This is a genomic window from Ralstonia flatus (assembly GCF_958439105.1).
In the GTDB taxonomy this organism is placed as follows: Bacteria; Pseudomonadota; Gammaproteobacteria; order Burkholderiales; family Burkholderiaceae; genus Ralstonia; species Ralstonia flatus.
The window spans coordinates 136,791-152,356 of the sequence record NZ_CAUDLI010000008.1 but is presented as its reverse complement, the minus strand read 5'-3'; the positions used below and the strand labels follow the sequence as shown (position 1 = coordinate 152,356).

At 57.5% G+C, this 15,566-nt stretch carries 17 protein-coding genes; 8 read left to right on the top strand and 9 right to left on the bottom strand.

Features of this window, described 5'->3' with window-relative positions; genetic code table 11:
• Nucleotides 1–237 precede the first annotated feature (237 nt).
• From R2676_RS18485 to R2676_RS18445, 9 genes are all read right to left on the bottom strand, one after another.
• Nucleotides 238–1,455 carry a tyrosine-type recombinase/integrase gene (locus R2676_RS18485; protein ID WP_206274097.1) on the bottom strand — a complete coding sequence of 406 codons (1,218 nt, stop codon included), beginning with the start codon at nucleotides 1,453–1,455 and terminating at the stop codon, nucleotides 238–240.
• A 709-nt stretch (nucleotides 1,456–2,164) separates the two neighbouring features.
• Nucleotides 2,165–2,776, bottom strand: a complete 612-nt coding sequence (locus tag R2676_RS18480) for a hypothetical protein (RefSeq protein ID WP_316857374.1) — start codon at nucleotides 2,774–2,776, stop codon at nucleotides 2,165–2,167.
• A 4-nt stretch (nucleotides 2,777–2,780) separates the two neighbouring features.
• Nucleotides 2,781–3,302 (bottom strand): helix-turn-helix domain-containing protein, encoded by a 522-nt coding sequence (locus R2676_RS18475; protein WP_316857375.1) that lies wholly within the window; start codon nucleotides 3,300–3,302, stop codon nucleotides 2,781–2,783.
• A gap of 385 nt (nucleotides 3,303–3,687) precedes the next feature.
• Nucleotides 3,688–4,608, bottom strand: a complete 921-nt coding sequence (locus R2676_RS18470) for a hypothetical protein (RefSeq protein ID WP_316857376.1) — start codon at nucleotides 4,606–4,608, stop codon at nucleotides 3,688–3,690.
• Nucleotides 4,609–4,965: 357 nt separating this feature from the next.
• On the bottom strand, nucleotides 4,966–5,202 hold the full coding sequence (gene vapB, locus R2676_RS18465; protein ID WP_316857377.1) for a type II toxin-antitoxin system VapB family antitoxin: 237 nt from the start codon (nucleotides 5,200–5,202) through the stop codon (nucleotides 4,966–4,968).
• Nucleotides 5,203–5,222: 20 nt separating this feature from the next.
• Nucleotides 5,223–5,927 carry a 3'-5' exoribonuclease gene (locus R2676_RS18460; protein WP_316857378.1) on the bottom strand — a complete coding sequence of 235 codons (705 nt, stop codon included), beginning with the start codon at nucleotides 5,925–5,927 and terminating at the stop codon, nucleotides 5,223–5,225.
• Nucleotides 5,924–6,151: a hypothetical protein gene (locus tag R2676_RS18455; protein WP_316857380.1), complete on the bottom strand. Its 228-nt coding sequence runs from the start codon at nucleotides 6,149–6,151 to the stop codon at nucleotides 5,924–5,926. The genes R2676_RS18460 and R2676_RS18455 overlap by 4 nt, the downstream gene beginning before the upstream one ends.
• Nucleotides 6,152–6,177: 26 nt before the next feature.
• A complete protein-coding gene (locus R2676_RS18450) occupies nucleotides 6,178–9,027 on the bottom strand; it encodes an LPD7 domain-containing protein (protein WP_316857381.1) in 2,850 nt (949 codons plus the stop codon).
• Nucleotides 9,024–9,392 carry a plasmid mobilization protein gene (locus R2676_RS18445; protein WP_316857383.1) on the bottom strand — a complete coding sequence of 123 codons (369 nt, stop codon included), beginning with the start codon at nucleotides 9,390–9,392 and terminating at the stop codon, nucleotides 9,024–9,026. Before R2676_RS18445 ends, R2676_RS18450 begins: the two co-directional genes overlap by 4 nt.
• Nucleotides 9,393–9,787: 395 nt before the next feature.
• On the opposite strand from R2676_RS18445, the gene R2676_RS18440 reads away from it, so the two are divergent.
• The 8 genes from R2676_RS18440 to R2676_RS18405 all read left to right on the top strand — a co-directional run bounded on the left by R2676_RS18440 (nucleotide 9,788) and on the right by R2676_RS18405 (nucleotide 14,853).
• On the top strand, nucleotides 9,788–10,174 hold the full coding sequence (locus tag R2676_RS18440; protein WP_316857384.1) for a hypothetical protein: 387 nt from the start codon (nucleotides 9,788–9,790) through the stop codon (nucleotides 10,172–10,174).
• Nucleotide 10,175: 1 nt separating this feature from the next.
• A complete protein-coding gene (locus R2676_RS18435) occupies nucleotides 10,176–10,910 on the top strand; it encodes a nucleotide-binding protein (RefSeq protein WP_316887278.1) in 735 nt (244 codons plus the stop codon).
• Nucleotides 10,907–11,365: a hypothetical protein gene (locus R2676_RS18430; protein ID WP_316857386.1), complete on the top strand. Its 459-nt coding sequence runs from the start codon at nucleotides 10,907–10,909 to the stop codon at nucleotides 11,363–11,365. Before R2676_RS18435 ends, R2676_RS18430 begins: the two co-directional genes overlap by 4 nt.
• On the top strand, nucleotides 11,355–11,762 hold the full coding sequence (locus R2676_RS18425; protein ID WP_316857387.1) for a hypothetical protein: 408 nt from the start codon (nucleotides 11,355–11,357) through the stop codon (nucleotides 11,760–11,762). The genes R2676_RS18430 and R2676_RS18425 overlap by 11 nt, the downstream gene beginning before the upstream one ends.
• Nucleotides 11,763–12,060: 298 nt before the next feature.
• Entirely contained in the window at nucleotides 12,061–12,246 is a 186-nt protein-coding gene (locus R2676_RS18420) for a hypothetical protein (RefSeq protein ID WP_316857388.1), read from the top strand.
• Between the two features lie 7 nt (nucleotides 12,247–12,253).
• Nucleotides 12,254–13,006: a TrbJ/VirB5 family protein gene (locus R2676_RS18415; protein WP_316857389.1), complete on the top strand. Its 753-nt coding sequence runs from the start codon at nucleotides 12,254–12,256 to the stop codon at nucleotides 13,004–13,006.
• Nucleotides 13,007–13,021: 15 nt separating this feature from the next.
• Nucleotides 13,022–13,300 (top strand): hypothetical protein, encoded by a 279-nt coding sequence (locus R2676_RS18410; RefSeq protein ID WP_316857390.1) that lies wholly within the window; start codon nucleotides 13,022–13,024, stop codon nucleotides 13,298–13,300.
• The gene (locus R2676_RS18405) at nucleotides 13,297–14,853 is read left to right on the top strand and encodes a hypothetical protein (protein WP_316857391.1); all 1,557 of its coding nucleotides are present in this window, start codon (nucleotides 13,297–13,299) and stop codon (nucleotides 14,851–14,853) included. Before R2676_RS18410 ends, R2676_RS18405 begins: the two co-directional genes overlap by 4 nt.
• Nucleotides 14,854–15,566 lie beyond the last annotated feature (713 nt).

The following is a 15,566-nucleotide window of genomic DNA, read 5'->3' as shown; positions in this document are numbered from 1 at the left end:
AGTGCTTGTCGACTAGCTCAATTGATGCTCCTGCCATCCGGGCGGCCTCGAAGCTATCGATATCGCTCACAATCATTTCGCTGATCGCTACATCAACGCCGTCGGTCAGCGTTGTCGCGAAGCCGCTGATCGGCTACCACCTGCCGATGTGCCACAAGGCAAAACATAATCGAATTCGTCGATGTGTTGCCCAATGACGGCCGGCGTGGCGAGCGTGAGAGGCGGCCCATCGACCAGTTATCCAGCTCTCGCCGCGATCGAAACGACGTCAGCTCCGGCCTTCAACTTGTCCAGATAATCAGCCCACTTCTGCATCATCGCCCTCCGTTCCTTGAGGAACTTCGTGCGGTTATATGCCTTACCGAGCGTGTCGGGCACGGCATGAGCAAGCTGATGCTCGATCACTTCGGGCTTCTGCTCCAACTCCTCGTGAAGAATCGTGCGCGCCATCGCCCTAAAACCGTGACCGGTAATTTCCGTCCGCGTGTCGTAGCCCAAGCGACGCAGAGCCGCGTTGACTGCGGCATCGCTCATTGGGCGCTGGACCGAACGGGCTCCAGGAAAGACGTAACGACCGTTGCCGGTCAGTGCGTGAAGCTCCCGCAGAATCTGAACAGATTGCGTCGCGAGCGGAACCAGATGCTCGGTCTTCGTTTTCGTGACAAGGTATCGCCACTCTCCCCTATCAAGATCGAACTGAGCCCATTCGGCCTTGCGCAGTTCGCCGGGCCGAGTGAATAACATGGGCGCAAGCTTGAGCGCACAGAGGACAGGAAACGTACCGGAAAACCCGTCGAATGCCCGAAGCATGGCTCCAACCTTCGCGGGCTCGGTAATCGAAGCGAAGTGCGTCGTCTGCGCCGGTGGGATGGCATTGACCAAATCACGAGCCGGGTCAAACTTACAATAGCCCTCCTTGATTCCATAGCGGAATGCACGACTGATCTCACCACGGACCTTGTGAGCCGTGAAACGAGCACCACGGCTGTCGATCCGCTTTAGGACCGTTAGAACTTCAGGGGCATCGATTTCCGCTACCGGTCGCTTGCCGATCCAAGGGAAAACATCCTTCTCGAAGCGAGCCTTGGTCTTCGCCATCGACCCAGCCGTAACGTACGGCTTGAGTTCATCCATCCAGCCAAGCGCAACTGCCTCGAAGGAATTGGTCGCTGCCAGACGTACCGCCCGCTTATCGGCTTTCTTGGCTTCGCCTGGATCAATGTCGGCCGCGAGCTTCTTCCGGGCGTCGTTGCGCTTCTCGCGCGCTGCCGCCAACGAAACATCCGGATAGACGCCCAGCGCGAGCCGCTTTTCCTTGCCGGCGAAGCGGTACTTGAGGCGCCAGTACTTCCCGCCCGAGGGTGCGATCTCCAGATACATGCCGCCCCCGTCAGCAAGGCGGTACGGCTTTTCACGGGGCGTCGCTTTTCGGATGGCGATGTCGGTCAATGGCATGGGGCACCTTACAACCCGAGGGGGCATTTTTCTCGGGGGCACTTACCAAATGGCCATATTCCCCCAGAGGTGCCCCCACATGCCCCCGGATTCAGACGGGCAGCGCTGGACAACGCTGGAATAAAAAAACCCGTGAAGCCTTATGCTATCACGGGTTTCAAGACTTCCAAGGATGCCCTTGGATAGGTGTTTGGTGCCGGCTGCAGGACTCGAACCCGCCACCTGATGATTACAAATTTCCTTATAAATCAATAAGTTACTGATAATTAAGGGAAAGTGAGGCTAACGAGAGCAAACTAGCTTTCCTTTAGGAATCAGTAACTTAGGGTAAGCGTGGGAAGCTGAGGCTAGCTGGTATGTGTACCGGGATCGTACCGGGTAATCAGGTGAACCCTGGCACTCATACTGGATGATTCGCTCGCGTGGCTCTCGCCTCTCTCTAAGCACATGTCGTGGCACAGACACACGCACAGTGAATCTTGAGTCACTTCTCTGAGACTCCACCTCACGCTACATCACGGGCCTTCACTCTTTTTTGATCATGGTGCTAAAATGGCAATCAAATATGCGGCAAGCATATTCGAATCAAAGTGAGGTTCCCTACGCCGGTGCGAGGAGCCGCCCACCATCGCCAGATGGTCCAGCAATCGCTGATAAGAGGACCCGGACCCGATGTACCAGAAGCCCGCTCACGCGGGCTTCTGCTTTTCTACCGCCCCTTCCCCTTTTTAGCTTTATTGCGCGGTCCCTTGGGCGCCTTCTTGATAAGACCGGCCAACTCGGCACACACCGTCGCAAAAGGCCTCTCGCTTTCGCGCTGCGCCTTCAGGGGATTGTCTTTGACGTAAGCGCTCTGCACATACATCACCAGACGCGGCGTGGCGTCGGCTGTGCGGTAGAGGTCGAAGAACACTTGGTAGTGTGGCCCACCTAGGCCCGCCCCCATCGGGCGCCACACCATGTAGTTGGTGTTCTTGGCCACGTAACACTTGGTCTTTCCTTCGGGCAGGCCGCGAATTAGGTCAGGCAGGCTTTTCGACTGCTCATAGCGCTCCGCATGGAAAAGCCGGCAGTTGTCCCCTGCATCAACCCAATAGCGCGAATCGCCGACCACGTCCCCTGGGCCCTTGCCTTCGTCCTTCTCAGTCACGACATGGCAATCGAATATCACACGAATACCGATACTGAACGCCTCCAGCTCTCCCTTCGCCGGCCTCTCCAACCGCATATCAAATTGCACCAGGTGTGCAAACGAATAGTCAGCGCCATCGATCGTTCTGTCTTCCCACCGTTCCCAGCGGGCAGGATTTCTCCACTCCATCCCATCACTCTTCTTGTTGTGCGTCTGCTGGCTTGGCCTTTGTCGCCCTCACCTTCGCCAGTCCGCCCTTGCTAGTCGCTGCTCGGCTGATAACCTTGGCCTCGTCAAGCTCGGGCGCAATCTTCTTGAGCCGCTCGACCAGACCAGACAGATCGTACTCGTTGCTCAGTTTTCCGCCGTTTGTAGCTCGCCGTTCCACGCGCTTAACCAGACCGGCCTCCTCCAGATCCGCAATGTGGCGCTGAATCTGCCGTGGGCTAATGCCGAGTCGCTCGTGCAAAGTCTGCTTGCTCGGATAGGGCTTACGGTCTGCCTGCCACCAGTAGTCTGCAAGCTGCAACAGCACTGCGAGTTGCGTCGGATTCAAGCCGAGGCGTTGTTGGGCCCGCAGAAGGATCGACGGGATGATGCAGAATCCATGCTTCATCACCGCCTTGCCCCACTTCTTGTCAGAGGCCTGGTCCGGCTTGGCGGGCCGCCGCATCGGCAGTACGGTGGCAGTCTTCCCTGTCGTGGCGGTCGCCATGTGGTCCTCTCTTCTTCTTTGTCGCTGAGTCGCAATGTACGCGCATCTACTGACAAAGAGAATGATAGCCCATAAGACATCAATGACTGGTGCACCAGACACCGATGACCGATGATGTCCAGTCGTGCATGACCGCTAAATAAGGATGCCATTGTAAGCAGCAACCGGGTAAGGCAGACAAACGAGTAACCTCCGGCATCGGTCACGGATGACTAGTGGGTACATTACTCGCGGGCAACCGGAACTATAGCTGCACGGCAGGATGGTCCGTCCCAGTTGGCCTTGGTGGCATGAACCGCAAAAACGCGCAGTTGATCAACATCCGGGCCAACTCGCCCATACGCGCTTCTGCCGCCCGCCATAGCGGGGCCGATTGAGATATGAACTAGACCTCGGCCTTATACGCGGGGTGATTGTTCCAATCACACACACCGCAACTGGAGTAGTAGTCCCCGTCTGGAGAAATGGCGGAATCGAAGTGCGTTCGAATGTCGCGGGACTTACACACTGGACAACTGCCAATGCGGTCGGAGCGCCCGCCTTCCAGAATCTGGATGTAATGCCCGACGATCGTCTGACACGAGTGGAGTGCAATGGATGACGACGTTTTTGTGGCACTTCGCGTGTGGGTAAGCCAGTTCGCGAGTTGCCACGTCTCTTTCGCAGTGTTCTTCAGGTGCTGCCGCAGCTCTTTGTTGCTACCGCCGGCGCACAACTCGTTCATGAGCAGGTCGGACCATCCAATGAAATTGGCATCTTGTGGTCTATCAATGCCTTCTGCGATCGAGACACGGCGGCGCATGGCAGACACGAGTGAGATGAGACCCTCACGAAGAAGCATTCCGACGGCCTGGAAGTCTTCAACTTCAACAGCGGCATCGTGCCGCTCCTCGGCCTGATCCATTCGACGCAAAACTTCGTCGAAGGGGGTTGGCTCCGCCGCGTCTATCCGCCCGGACCTGCTACGCAGGCGCGCCATCAACCCGATGTGAAACGAAAGCGTGTAGTCGAGACTGGGGAAATACTTTTGAGAGTAGAGGTTCGTAAGATTCGTGATCACCCACCAACGGTCCTTGTTGGTAGTGACATCCCATATGTCATAGACGTCGCCCAACACAACCTCGCGCTTGACGTGCTCAACATGTTGAACCTCCTCATCCGGCGCTTGCCCTTCGACATAGCTAGCAATGTCATGCTCGGAATGCGGGTCACGATCAACGCTGTATCTCCCGAGTTGGCTGGCAGGGACGGGATGGTCGTGAACAACACACTCGTCAGGTTGCTTCTCGGGACCTGTGCTGGTCATCTCTGAGGTCTCACTACAAGATTGTTTTGGACGCTGGCGCGTAACTCCAGCGACCACACTGCTGGTGCGAGCCGCACGTTATCGCCCGGTCCGCCGCCACTCTGGCAGCTCGGGGAAGGTACAGCGCGTAGTCACCCTCGCGTTGGCGCGCAATTGGCGCCTCATAGTCATAGTGACAATGAGGCGCTTGGCCGAACGGCGCACCACTACCTTCGGCTTGGCCGTTGTCGCCGGCTTGTTGGTGTAGGTGGGTGTGCTCATATCTTGATGCTGAGATAGCCTACAAAGTCACGTCCATTGTAGCGACCAGCACCACGTTGGCCGCGACAGCGTTCGCGACTTGAGGGTAACGCGGCACTACGGGGCGTCGCGCTCACGTTGCTGTTGCTCGCCCGGCCTTTCGGCCAGGAAGTCCGGCCCGAACGCAGCGAACTTCTTCAATACCCCGGCGAGCGGCCGGCGCGCTGGGCGGATGCGCAGCTCGTCCCCCACCCGCTCAATTTCCAACTCCACGTCCGTTTGCTCGTAGGCCAAGTCAGCCGGAATTCGCACAGCCTGTGAATTGCCATTCTTGAAAGCCTTAGTGATGCGCATTTTGCGCCCCAAGCCGATCGTTAGAGAAAAGCGAACGCATTCGCGCGCGCATCGTACAGTGCGTGATGCCGGCCGCCATGCTCACGGAAGTACCTTTCCAGCCGCTCAGCATCGAGCTTGCCGCGTACGTGCTCGCACTTCCAGCCAACAGGCATTTCTCCATCGAGCAGATCCAGCACTAGGTCATAGTCGCCCTGGTAGTCGAAACACAATACCCGCTTGGCCTTTGCCGGCATGGCGAGCAGCCATGCCCTTAGCTCGTCGCGCAGTTGCGCGGCCGGCATCGAGCGGCCGGGAAACTGGCCGAGCTGCGGCAGCACAGCCGCGCGCACGAATTCGCTACACACGGACAGATCCACGTCCGAGCACTCGCCGTAGAACTCGCTGCCGTCCTCGCCCACGATCGCTACGCTGATGAGCCGGCAATCGATGAAGTCTGTGAACTCGGTATCGACAAAGTACCTGGTTTTCCAGGGGCTGCGTGGGCCTCGGTTGCACAGCCCTGTTGGTCCGGGACGGCCGTGCCACTGGTCGCGGACCCAAGCATCCCAATCGTGGGCAAACGGGGTGATGCACGTCTCGCCTTGGACCGCGATGAATGCGCTCCCTTCCATCGCCGCTGCAAACTGCGCGCGCCATGGCTCTGGCACGTCATCGATGCGAACGTACAAACGGCCCTTGGACTCCCGTATCGGCACCGCCGCAATCAGCTCATCGCGGGTCATGCGGAGTCCTGCCGATACCACTGCTCGATGTCCTTGGCATCGCGCAGGTTGACCGGCCCGAGGGTGCGAATTGGCATCAGGCCGGCCACGCCGAGCCGGTAGAGGTGATACATCCGCGTCCACGGGTTGTAGAGCGTCAAACAGTGCAACTTGCGCTCAGGGCGCCGGGGAGGCCCAAACAGCTCATTGATGAGCCGATCCGTGTCGTTTTCTGGCGTGCTCATTCCTTCTCCTAGGCGGCCTCTGTTCGTTACCGGTCCAGGCCTTGACCACGGTCAGGTGTTTGGACCTGCAAACGGTCGGCACCACTGCCCTCACGGTATTCAATCTCAGTGGACTGGCCAACTTCGTAGCGACCATCGAGGTGTGCGAGATCATGGATCACCACCGCATCCCTAGATACAGACTGGACCACGAGGCCGGACGGCGTGATGACACGCACTTGGCCAACATACAGCACCCCGTCGGAGATCTTACGGATCTCACGACCTTGGGCCTGCAGCGCAGCCTCCAGCTCAGTCCGCTCTGCGTGTAGCGCTGTGCTGGGATCGATGGCAAGCGCGGGCGCGGCCTCGGACTCTTGCACAGTTGCCAAGTCATCGAAGGGTGGCGTCGTTGAAGAGGATAGCGCAGGTTCTGGCGAGACCTCCTGCGGCGATTCTTTCTTCGGTGCATGATCCGTGGACGGCATTCGAACGGAGCGCGGTTTGGCATTGCTGACGTGGAACTGGGCGCGCATGGCCTCAAGGCGCGGATCCTCAAACCTGATAGGCATACCGCGTTCAGCGGCAAGCGCCACCACGCGGAGCTGAAAGTCCTCTGGACCAGTCAGAGTGAGTATTCGGCCGTACATCTGCTGAGCCAGCGTCAGGCCTGCGATGATGGCCTCATCGCTGTTCGAGTCCAGCACCTGCAGACGTTCGCCCTGATCGCGCAGCACAGCCCGGCCATGCCTGCTGTATGTCACATCACCATTGCGCCCGACATGGACACGCAGGGTCTTGAGCACGGTCGACACAGCCAGGGCGTGGCGCTTGCGCTCGTCGACCTGGTGTCCAACACCTGAGATCGTGAGCCCATCGACCGCACGTGCGCTGTCGTCCATCCGGCGCAAGGCGCGCAGTGCGACACCATCGCCGGCCTGAGCTTGCTCCTGCAGGTACGCCCGCCAAACCTCCTTTTGCGGAGGTCGGAGCCGGCGCCGCTCTTCCCTACGGGCCTCGTTGTACTCAGCCTTCAGCGTCGCGGCGCGGAGCGTTTCTGCGGCCCGCACCGCCTTGCGGCGCTCGCGGCCGAGCCCATCAAGCACCTGATTCTTCTCGCGGCGCAGCCTAGCAACTAGTTCGGCCCTGCCAACTTTTGTTTGCACATCGAACTGTGCCAGGCGCTCAGTGATTGTCGCTTGATCTTTCCGCGTGGCCTGGAATTCCCGCCAAAGCCGACGTGCCTCGCTGCCATCTTGCTTGCTTCGAGCACGGACGACACGCTTTCCAATCTGCAGCTCGTACACCTCACGCAGGATGGGGGCGGCCTCTCGCCATGGCATACCGAGATGCTTGGTCAGAAAATCGTTGGCTGACAGTGATTTTGTGCCACAGCGGATTCGGGTCGATCCATCGAATGCCTTTTCGACGCCATGGATCTCGGGCCGCAGTCCGTGACTGTGGCTGAGTCTCGCCAAGAGCTGCTGGCCGTCGATGTTGTGGCGGATCTCGGCAAATTTCTGCCGCGCCTGGGCCTGCTCATAACGCTCGCGCAAATTGTCCTGCAGCTTGGTCAAGACGCTGGATGGCTGGCTCAGTGGGCCTCGGGCCCGCCCCCTTGCTTTTGCTCCGGCTCCATCTGCTTGTCGCATGCCACGACCAACTGGCCGGTCGGCAACATTGACTCGTACATCCACGTCATGGTCACGGCGCAATAGCATTTCGCTCCGCTTCTGAACTCCATCCAGGTCGCGTACTGGCAGTCTCGGCAAGCCAGTTCTGGCGGCGGCATTTTGTCGCTCGCGATCATCTGCAGGACTTTGGATTCCACGGTGTTCCCTCTCAATCGCATCAAGTAAATGCTCACGCTGTGTAGCGTCAGCGGGGAGATAGACGTTCTTGTAGAAATCGCTGTTGGTGTGCAAATAGCGAATCTCACGGGCCTTCAGGCGGTGCCATTCGCTCAAGGTCTCCGCTAGGTAATCCGGCGCGGTGTATGGAGCCAGTTGTTCGATGTAGGCGCGGCGCGCACGGTCCGAGATGATGGACACCTTCTCCGCCGTCGGACGCTCGATGAACTCGCGCTGGAAGAACACACCATCGAGTCGAACCCGCCGCGAGGAGCACATGGGAGTAACGGCATATGACTCATTGAACTTGCCCGCACGAACCTTAGAGACAACACCAAACCGATTCAAGATCTGCCCAAAGCGGTCCCAAGTAACCACGTCCTGGTCGATCACCGCCTGTTGGATTTGAGCTTCAAGGGCTGCTTTGCGCTGATTGAACGTGCCCAGCTCGTTCGGCCTCTGGCCGGTGTATCGAGCCAACATGTCGATAGCCGTCTCAGGCGTTACCCGGGGACTGAGCTTCGGACTGGCAAAACCGTATCGGGAATTGAACGACTCCTGGAAAGCGTCAAGATACTTTGCGTTGTCCGAAGCCTCCTGCCCAAGATATCCAGTGAGCTGGACATGCTTGCCAGTCAACAGGTCGTGCCGCCCAACGCCAATGTGAATGTGGGTCTTACGCTGGATGACCTCGCCAGTCTCGGCATGGACATACGTCATGACCTTGGGACGGTGAGCCTCGGCATAGAAGGGGATTCGGTCCCGTTCAGCTTCTGGCCACGCGGCGAATATGTGTTCGCGAAACTCCTCTGCCGCCTTGCGCAGCATCTCATCGGACACATAGTCCTCGCTGAACGAAAGCGTAAATGTGTCGTACCGATTTCCCTTTGCGGCCTGATCCTCGCAAGCCAGAGCCCAAGCCGCCAAATTGCCGACCAAGGGAATGCGCTGGTCCAGTTCGTCGCGGTGGAGTTCACGCCCCTTCTTTTGGCCGTGTTCCAAGTACTCCTTGAACCCAGACTTGCCGCTTGAGACGTCGATGATCATCGCCGAGTCCCTTCGGCCTGCGACACCAGGAAGTCATTCAGCCTTTCGAGCTGAGCCAATATTTGAGAATACGTCTGCTCGGACAAGACTCCCGCGAGGTTTTCGGAGTTAGCCCGGTGCGCGAGCTGGTTGATGTTGTTCGATGCCTTTTGCAGCAAAAAGACAGCACGCTTGGTATCGGCAGACGCAACGGCTCTGGCGATCACTTGGGTAGTGTTGGCCAAGATGTGCTCGCGAAAGAATTCCGACTGCGACATGCCGGACACCCCGAACTTTGCCCGGTAGGCGGTGTAATCGGCCACGGTCAGCCGGAACGCCACCGTCTTAGTCAGCCTCTCGCTCTCGTCTTTTGGCGGCCTAGCCATCTATCCAGTCCTTAACCAGTGGGCTCCGCCCACGTCCAGCCCACAGGCTGGCCAAGCGCTCGACACCGTGAGGTGGAGTGCGATTGGGGGTGGAGGGGGGAACCCCATCTGCACGCGCCGTGGTTGCAAGAATTCAGCTCTGCTGAATTCTTGCAAACATGGCTGTCGTGCCTCTACGTCATTCGATCCTACTGAACGCGGTCGCGGAAACACAGTGCACGAATGGAAAAAGACGGAAAAACAACGTCCATTAAAGCCGAATTAACACCTAATTGACACTTTACCTAGAGAAAAGTGAATTTTTTTATCAAAACACGCACATGTGCGCTAGGAAAGTTAAGGAAAGTGTGGAAAATTGAAAAGAGTTAAACGCCACCTAGAAACGAACGACTGAGATGGCCAGTCAGGACAACCAGGATTGGATGGATATGGATGAAGACGAGTACATGGCCCAGCACCCGCCTCGGCGTAAAAAGCTTGAGTCGGTGCTGGCCCCGTACTGGGACGCGATAGCGAAGTTTCGGGCTCGCGACTACACGCTTGATGAAATCGTCACCTACCTCAAACACTGCGGCGTCGAAACCTCGGTTTCCGGGCTGCACAAGTACATTCAGCGACGCACTGAACGGGAGCTTCAAAGAAAGCAAGCACCTCAGCAAGCACAGAATGCAGTAGTGAACGAAGGCAGATCAACCAACAACCCCCTAAGACGTCTTGAAGGCGCTAAAAGCGCTGACTCATTTAACCCAATCCCAAAACCTGTGGAAATAGCAAAGGACTGATATGAATAACGTGCACATGATCCTGCAAGGAAAAGGGGGCGTCGGCAAATCGCTCGTGTCTGTGATGACGGCACAGTACCTGAAAAGTATCGGCTCGAAAGTCGTTTGCGCCGACACCGACCCCGTGAATGCAACATTCACCCAGTACAAAAGTCTCGATGTCACTCACATTGATATTGCCAAAGACGGCACGGTTATCCAGAGCCGGTTTGACCCACTGATGGAAGCAATCATCGGCGACGATTCAGACTTTGTGATTGATAACGGAGCCGCAACGTTTCTGCCGCTGACGAAGTATCTTGTCGACAACGACATCTACCAAATACTTGAAGCAGCCGGAAAAAAGGTTTTCATTCATTCGGTGTTGACCGGAGGTCAAGCAAAATCGGATACCTACAATGGGTTCTGTGAGCTAATCAGCAAGACCAATGGCAACGCCAAGATCGTTGTTTGGGAAAACGAGTTTTGGGGTCCTGTTGAATATGATGGTCACTCCATCGCGGCCACCAAGCTATTCAAGGATGCAGACCGGGCCGGCAGGATTGCTGGTCGAGTCAAGATTGCGGATCGGAGCAGCAACGATGCTTTTGTCGAAGCCGTTTCCGCAATGACGTCAGCGCATTTGACGATTGATGATGTGAAGGCTTCGTCTGAATTTGGCTTCTTGGTGAAGAACCGACTGAGCAAAGTGGTCGGCGATATTTTTTCTGAACTCAATAAGGTCGACTGGCAATGAAGCCTGACATTGCCAGATCCCTGCTCGGCCACAGGGGGCACAAGCTGGCGGCGAATGAGCCGCTCCTGATCCTACTCAAGGTCATGGGGGAGGAAGTTATTAAGACCCTACCCCAGGACCGGGACAAGGTGAAAAGAATCCTCATCGAGCATGGATGCAGGATCGGCAATGACGACCCGCTTTTCCTCCTGCTCGACCTGGTCCAGATTCAGTACCTGTCGACGGTGGACAGAATTCATCTCCGGCAGCGCAAAGAGACCCGCACGGTTTGGCCGTTGGCCGCTGCTTTGAGTGCCGGGGCCGGATTCGTAGGTCTGCTCCTGGGAATCTGGTTGTCCCACGGGCACATCGATCCGAGCTACGTGGGGATCGCGGCAGCATCGATGGCACTTGCTGGCCTTGGTGGTGGGTGCGGACTGCTGCTCTGGAGGCGAGGTCTATGTGATGGCGCCTGACGACTTCATCCAATCGCTGCAAGAGATCCGCGCCGAGGTACAGGTGCTCTACGCCATGCACTGCATGGCCCGCGTCGAGCTGGATCTGTATGTCCAGTCCATATTCGGACTCATCGACAGCCAGGTTGACGTGGCCATGCGGGGCAATATTTCCAACCTAATTCAAACAGCAAAGGAGATGAATCGAGAAGTACTGGAGTTGAATAGACAGCGAGGGCGGTATTTCGGCGTGGTTCTGGATCTCAATACCACGGGAATCCTAATTGCGAGTCGCACGAACGCTGCCATCGTCATCCCGCTATCCGATATAGACGACTTAAGCCAAGGGCTAAAAGCAGGTGATCAGATAGGTGCCGACTACGTAGATGGAAGATGCGAAATAAGAGTTCGCGCTTGAAAAAGAACGAAGCGCCCAAGCTGCGGGAACAGTCGGGCGCCTCTGACCGAGACAATCCAAGAGCACGGGATCGACATATGGCTGCGGAAATTCTACCCGCTGCAACGCATTTGGCAACCCAATACAAGCTGCCCGAGCAGGACCGCACGGCGATTCAGGCTCAAGCCCCTGCCCCTCACCAACAACCGTCGGCAAAGACGACTGCCGAGATTAAGCGTCAACGACGCGAGTTCACAGCGATGTATGGCTGCCCGTTTGGCACTGTGCCCGCCGAAGACCAATAAGAAGGATCTGAACCATGGAAGCTCAAAAAGCCCGCAAGCCACTCACGGATCGGCAAATGGCCAAGGCCATCTCGATTGTTGTAGTCGGTGGTGCCATCCCGCTCTACCTAGCCATCAAGGGCAATCCTTGGCCTTGCGCCGCGCTCATTGTCGCGAGCTGGGTTTACCTGCCGTTTCGCCGCCGCCAACTGAACAAGTGAGGGAACGATGAAACTCAAGACCCGCATCGCAGGCTTCATCACTGCCGCCACCTTTGCCGCGCCGGCCGTGTCCGGCTCCGTCGCGGGGACTGGCGGTTCGACCGAAGTCACGCAACTTATCAACATGGTGCAGCTCGTCCAAAGCTACGAGCAGCAGGTGCAGGCTTACGTGCGCCAGGGTGTTCAGGTCGAAGCCGAGCTGAAGAACCTGATCTCCAATCCGACCTCGCTGATGGGTGACGACGTCGGCAAAATGATCAACACTATTGGGTCGATCTGGAATGGCGGGCAGTCCATTGGCTACAACCTCACGCAGATCGACCGGAACTTTGCGCGGACGTTCAAGAGTCCCCAGGCCGACAATTTCGCCAAGATGTTCACCTCCTGGCATCAGACCAATACGGACACGCTCCAGTCTGCGCTCCGCGCGATTGGCACGCAGCGCGACCAATACGCATCGAGCCAAGCGGCCCTGACCGACCTGTACAACCGCAGTCAGTCCACCAACGGCAATCTCGACGCCCTGCAGACACTCTCACAGATCAACATCCGCCAGATACAGGAGTTGCAGTCACTCAGAGAACTGATGGCAAGCCAAGCCACGGCTGCGACGACGTACATGGCGGCACGCTCGGCGAAAGATCAGCTTCAGGACAATGTCAACAATGAGGCGCAAAACATCTTGTCCCAGCCGATTCCGAAGTGGCAGGGCGGTACGTCGCAGCAATTCAACAAGTTCAATCTCTACAAGACCAACTGATTGAAGGGATTAAGAATGAAGAAGATCGTAATCATGTTTGTCGCGCTCATCCTTGCTGCTTGCGGCGGCAAATCCATTGACGGGGTCTATGTCAGCAATCTCACCGGGGAAAAGTACACATTTCGCAGTGATGGCACGATGGTGATTGCGACCGCCAGCAACACATCGCGAAGCCAGAAGTACGCCATCGAAGGCGATGACATCCTGATCGAGGGAACACATATCGGCAATCTCAAGATACTGCCCAACGGCAATATCTCCTACGCCGCAGGGCTGTTGGAGAAGCAGCGATGAAAATCAATCGTTTCATCTGTGCCGGCGCGCTTCTCCTGATTTCAGGGGCGGCCGTGGCTCAAGCGTCGCCTGATGGCGTCGCAGACATGGTCAAGCAATCCCTCGCATCGTCGGCCGCCAACCTGATTGCGCCCAAGGTCATGGGATGGCTTGGGGTCTTGCTCACACTCCAGTTTACTCTGACCAATTACCGACTACTGACTCGTGGCGCTGATTTGCAAGACGTTATGGCAAAAGCGGTTGGCGCCTTCGTTTCGGGGGGGCTCTGTGTTGCTGCGATAACGTATGGCCCTAACTTCATCGACAGCGTTGGTACTGGTTTGTTGGGCCATTTTTTGTCATCAGTACCAAGTGCCAATTCTGTTCTCGTCGGCACGATTACACTTTCCACGAGCATCCTTGCCGCCGCTGGCATTGTTAGCGCGGTCAACAATGCGCTTGCCAGCGTGCTAACTACGATCTTCTGGATCGTGCTGGGTGGTGGTATTTATCTGGCCTGCAAGATCTTCATGTTCTACTTGGAGCTTGGGATGATTGTCCTGGTCTCCCCGGTTAGTTTCGCGCTGCTCGGGCTGGACACGTTCAGGGATCAAGGCCTTGCACCACTCAAGTCGCTCGTATCGCTGGTGTATCGAGCGGTGCTGCTTGGCGTCATCTTCGGTGCGTTCTCGTATGTCTGGGACTCTACGGTGGAATCGCTGAAGGGAATCATTTGGGCCGACCCGACAAGCATAGTCAGTAACATCAGGACATTAGCAAGCAGCCTTGTCGCATATCCAATCCTTCTGTTCCTCACCTTCAAGTCCGACTCGATCGCCGCGAGTTTGGCTAGTGGATCGTCGTCGCTCGGTACTGCAGACGTTGGGCAGGCAATTGCGGCCGGCGCGGCTGCGGGTGCTGCGGCCGGCGCGGCCGGATCGGCTACCACCGGTGCAGCGGGCTCAGCTCCTAAGTCCATGGCCTCTTTCATGGGTAAGTTGATGGGGGGTAGCTCGATCTCGAGTGCTTCCGCTATGGGCAGTGGTGGCGGTGACCCGCCTTCGTTTAACGCGCCCAAGCCGGCCTTGTCAGCTGGCGCCCCTGCCGGGGGTAGTGCGGGAGGTGGTGCGTCGGCACCGCAGCCACCCAGCAGGCCGCAAAGCGGAGCGGCTTCGAGTCCATCCGAGATCAACGTTGCCTCTGGGCGATACGGGGCTAAATTGGAAGGTGAAGGAGGAGGCCAGAGCAATGCTCCAAACGCGCCGGGCGCGGAAAAAGGTGCCGCAATTGAAGGGGCAGGCGGCTCCACCGCTGCGACTAGTGGCCCAGCTTCGACCGGCTCGCAGAGCAATATGGACGGCCCCGCAACCATTGGTGGCGCTCAATCTGCTGGCAGTACCGGCTCTACGTCAAGAAAGTTGGAAGAGACGCTAGACAAGATGGCGAGCCACTTGGACAAGCTGGCGACGCCGAAGAAGCCGTCGCTCGGCGAGCGCCTGGGCGAAGCCAACCGCCATCTGCAGCAAGAGCAGGCTGAGACGCGCATCGCGATGAGTGCGCATGCCCACGACTGATCTTGAAAATGACTCCCAAAACAGCTCACATATCAGTCGCGTCCGGTCCAAGTTGTCAGTGAGCAGTCTGTCTGATCAATGCCCTCAAATTGCCGTGGTTCCCTTGCTGGAGCTAACTCTCGGCATCAAGGCGTAACATTCTGAGCAAGGTCTCGAACGCTCCGGCCCTTGGCCTTGCTCGGACTCCCCTAGAAGCTCACGTATGAATCTTTAATATGGATGAGGCACCATCCCCATCCCGACACGCTATTGTGCGAAGCCAAAAAAGCAGCCGAGAAACGCGGCCTCTACGTAGGCTGCGCGGACGGTGCGCTTAGCGCGCCCTGCGGCGGCAGACGCGCGTGTATATGCCCGCCTGATGTAATTTTCGCCAAATGGATTTGATGATGAGAATTACTGAGGATGTGCCTGAGGCTCAAGAACCGGGCGGACAACAAATCCAAGCCTTCATAGTGCGTTCAACGCTGGTTGAACGATACGAGGCAGAGCATGGGCCGGGCTCACTGGAAGCGTTCCTAGCCCAGCACGCACCGTTGTCATTCCCAACCTCTTCTTAGCTAACCTCGGCCTCACCCGGAAAACCTTCGCAAAGAAGGACGAAGGAATCTTTTGCAGCAAAAGTGCTGCAGGCCCAGCGGCTCTGTTGACCAAGGGCATGCCTCCGCGTCATGGGTGTGGTGCGTCGTCCTTTGTATCATGACAAGACTTGGTGC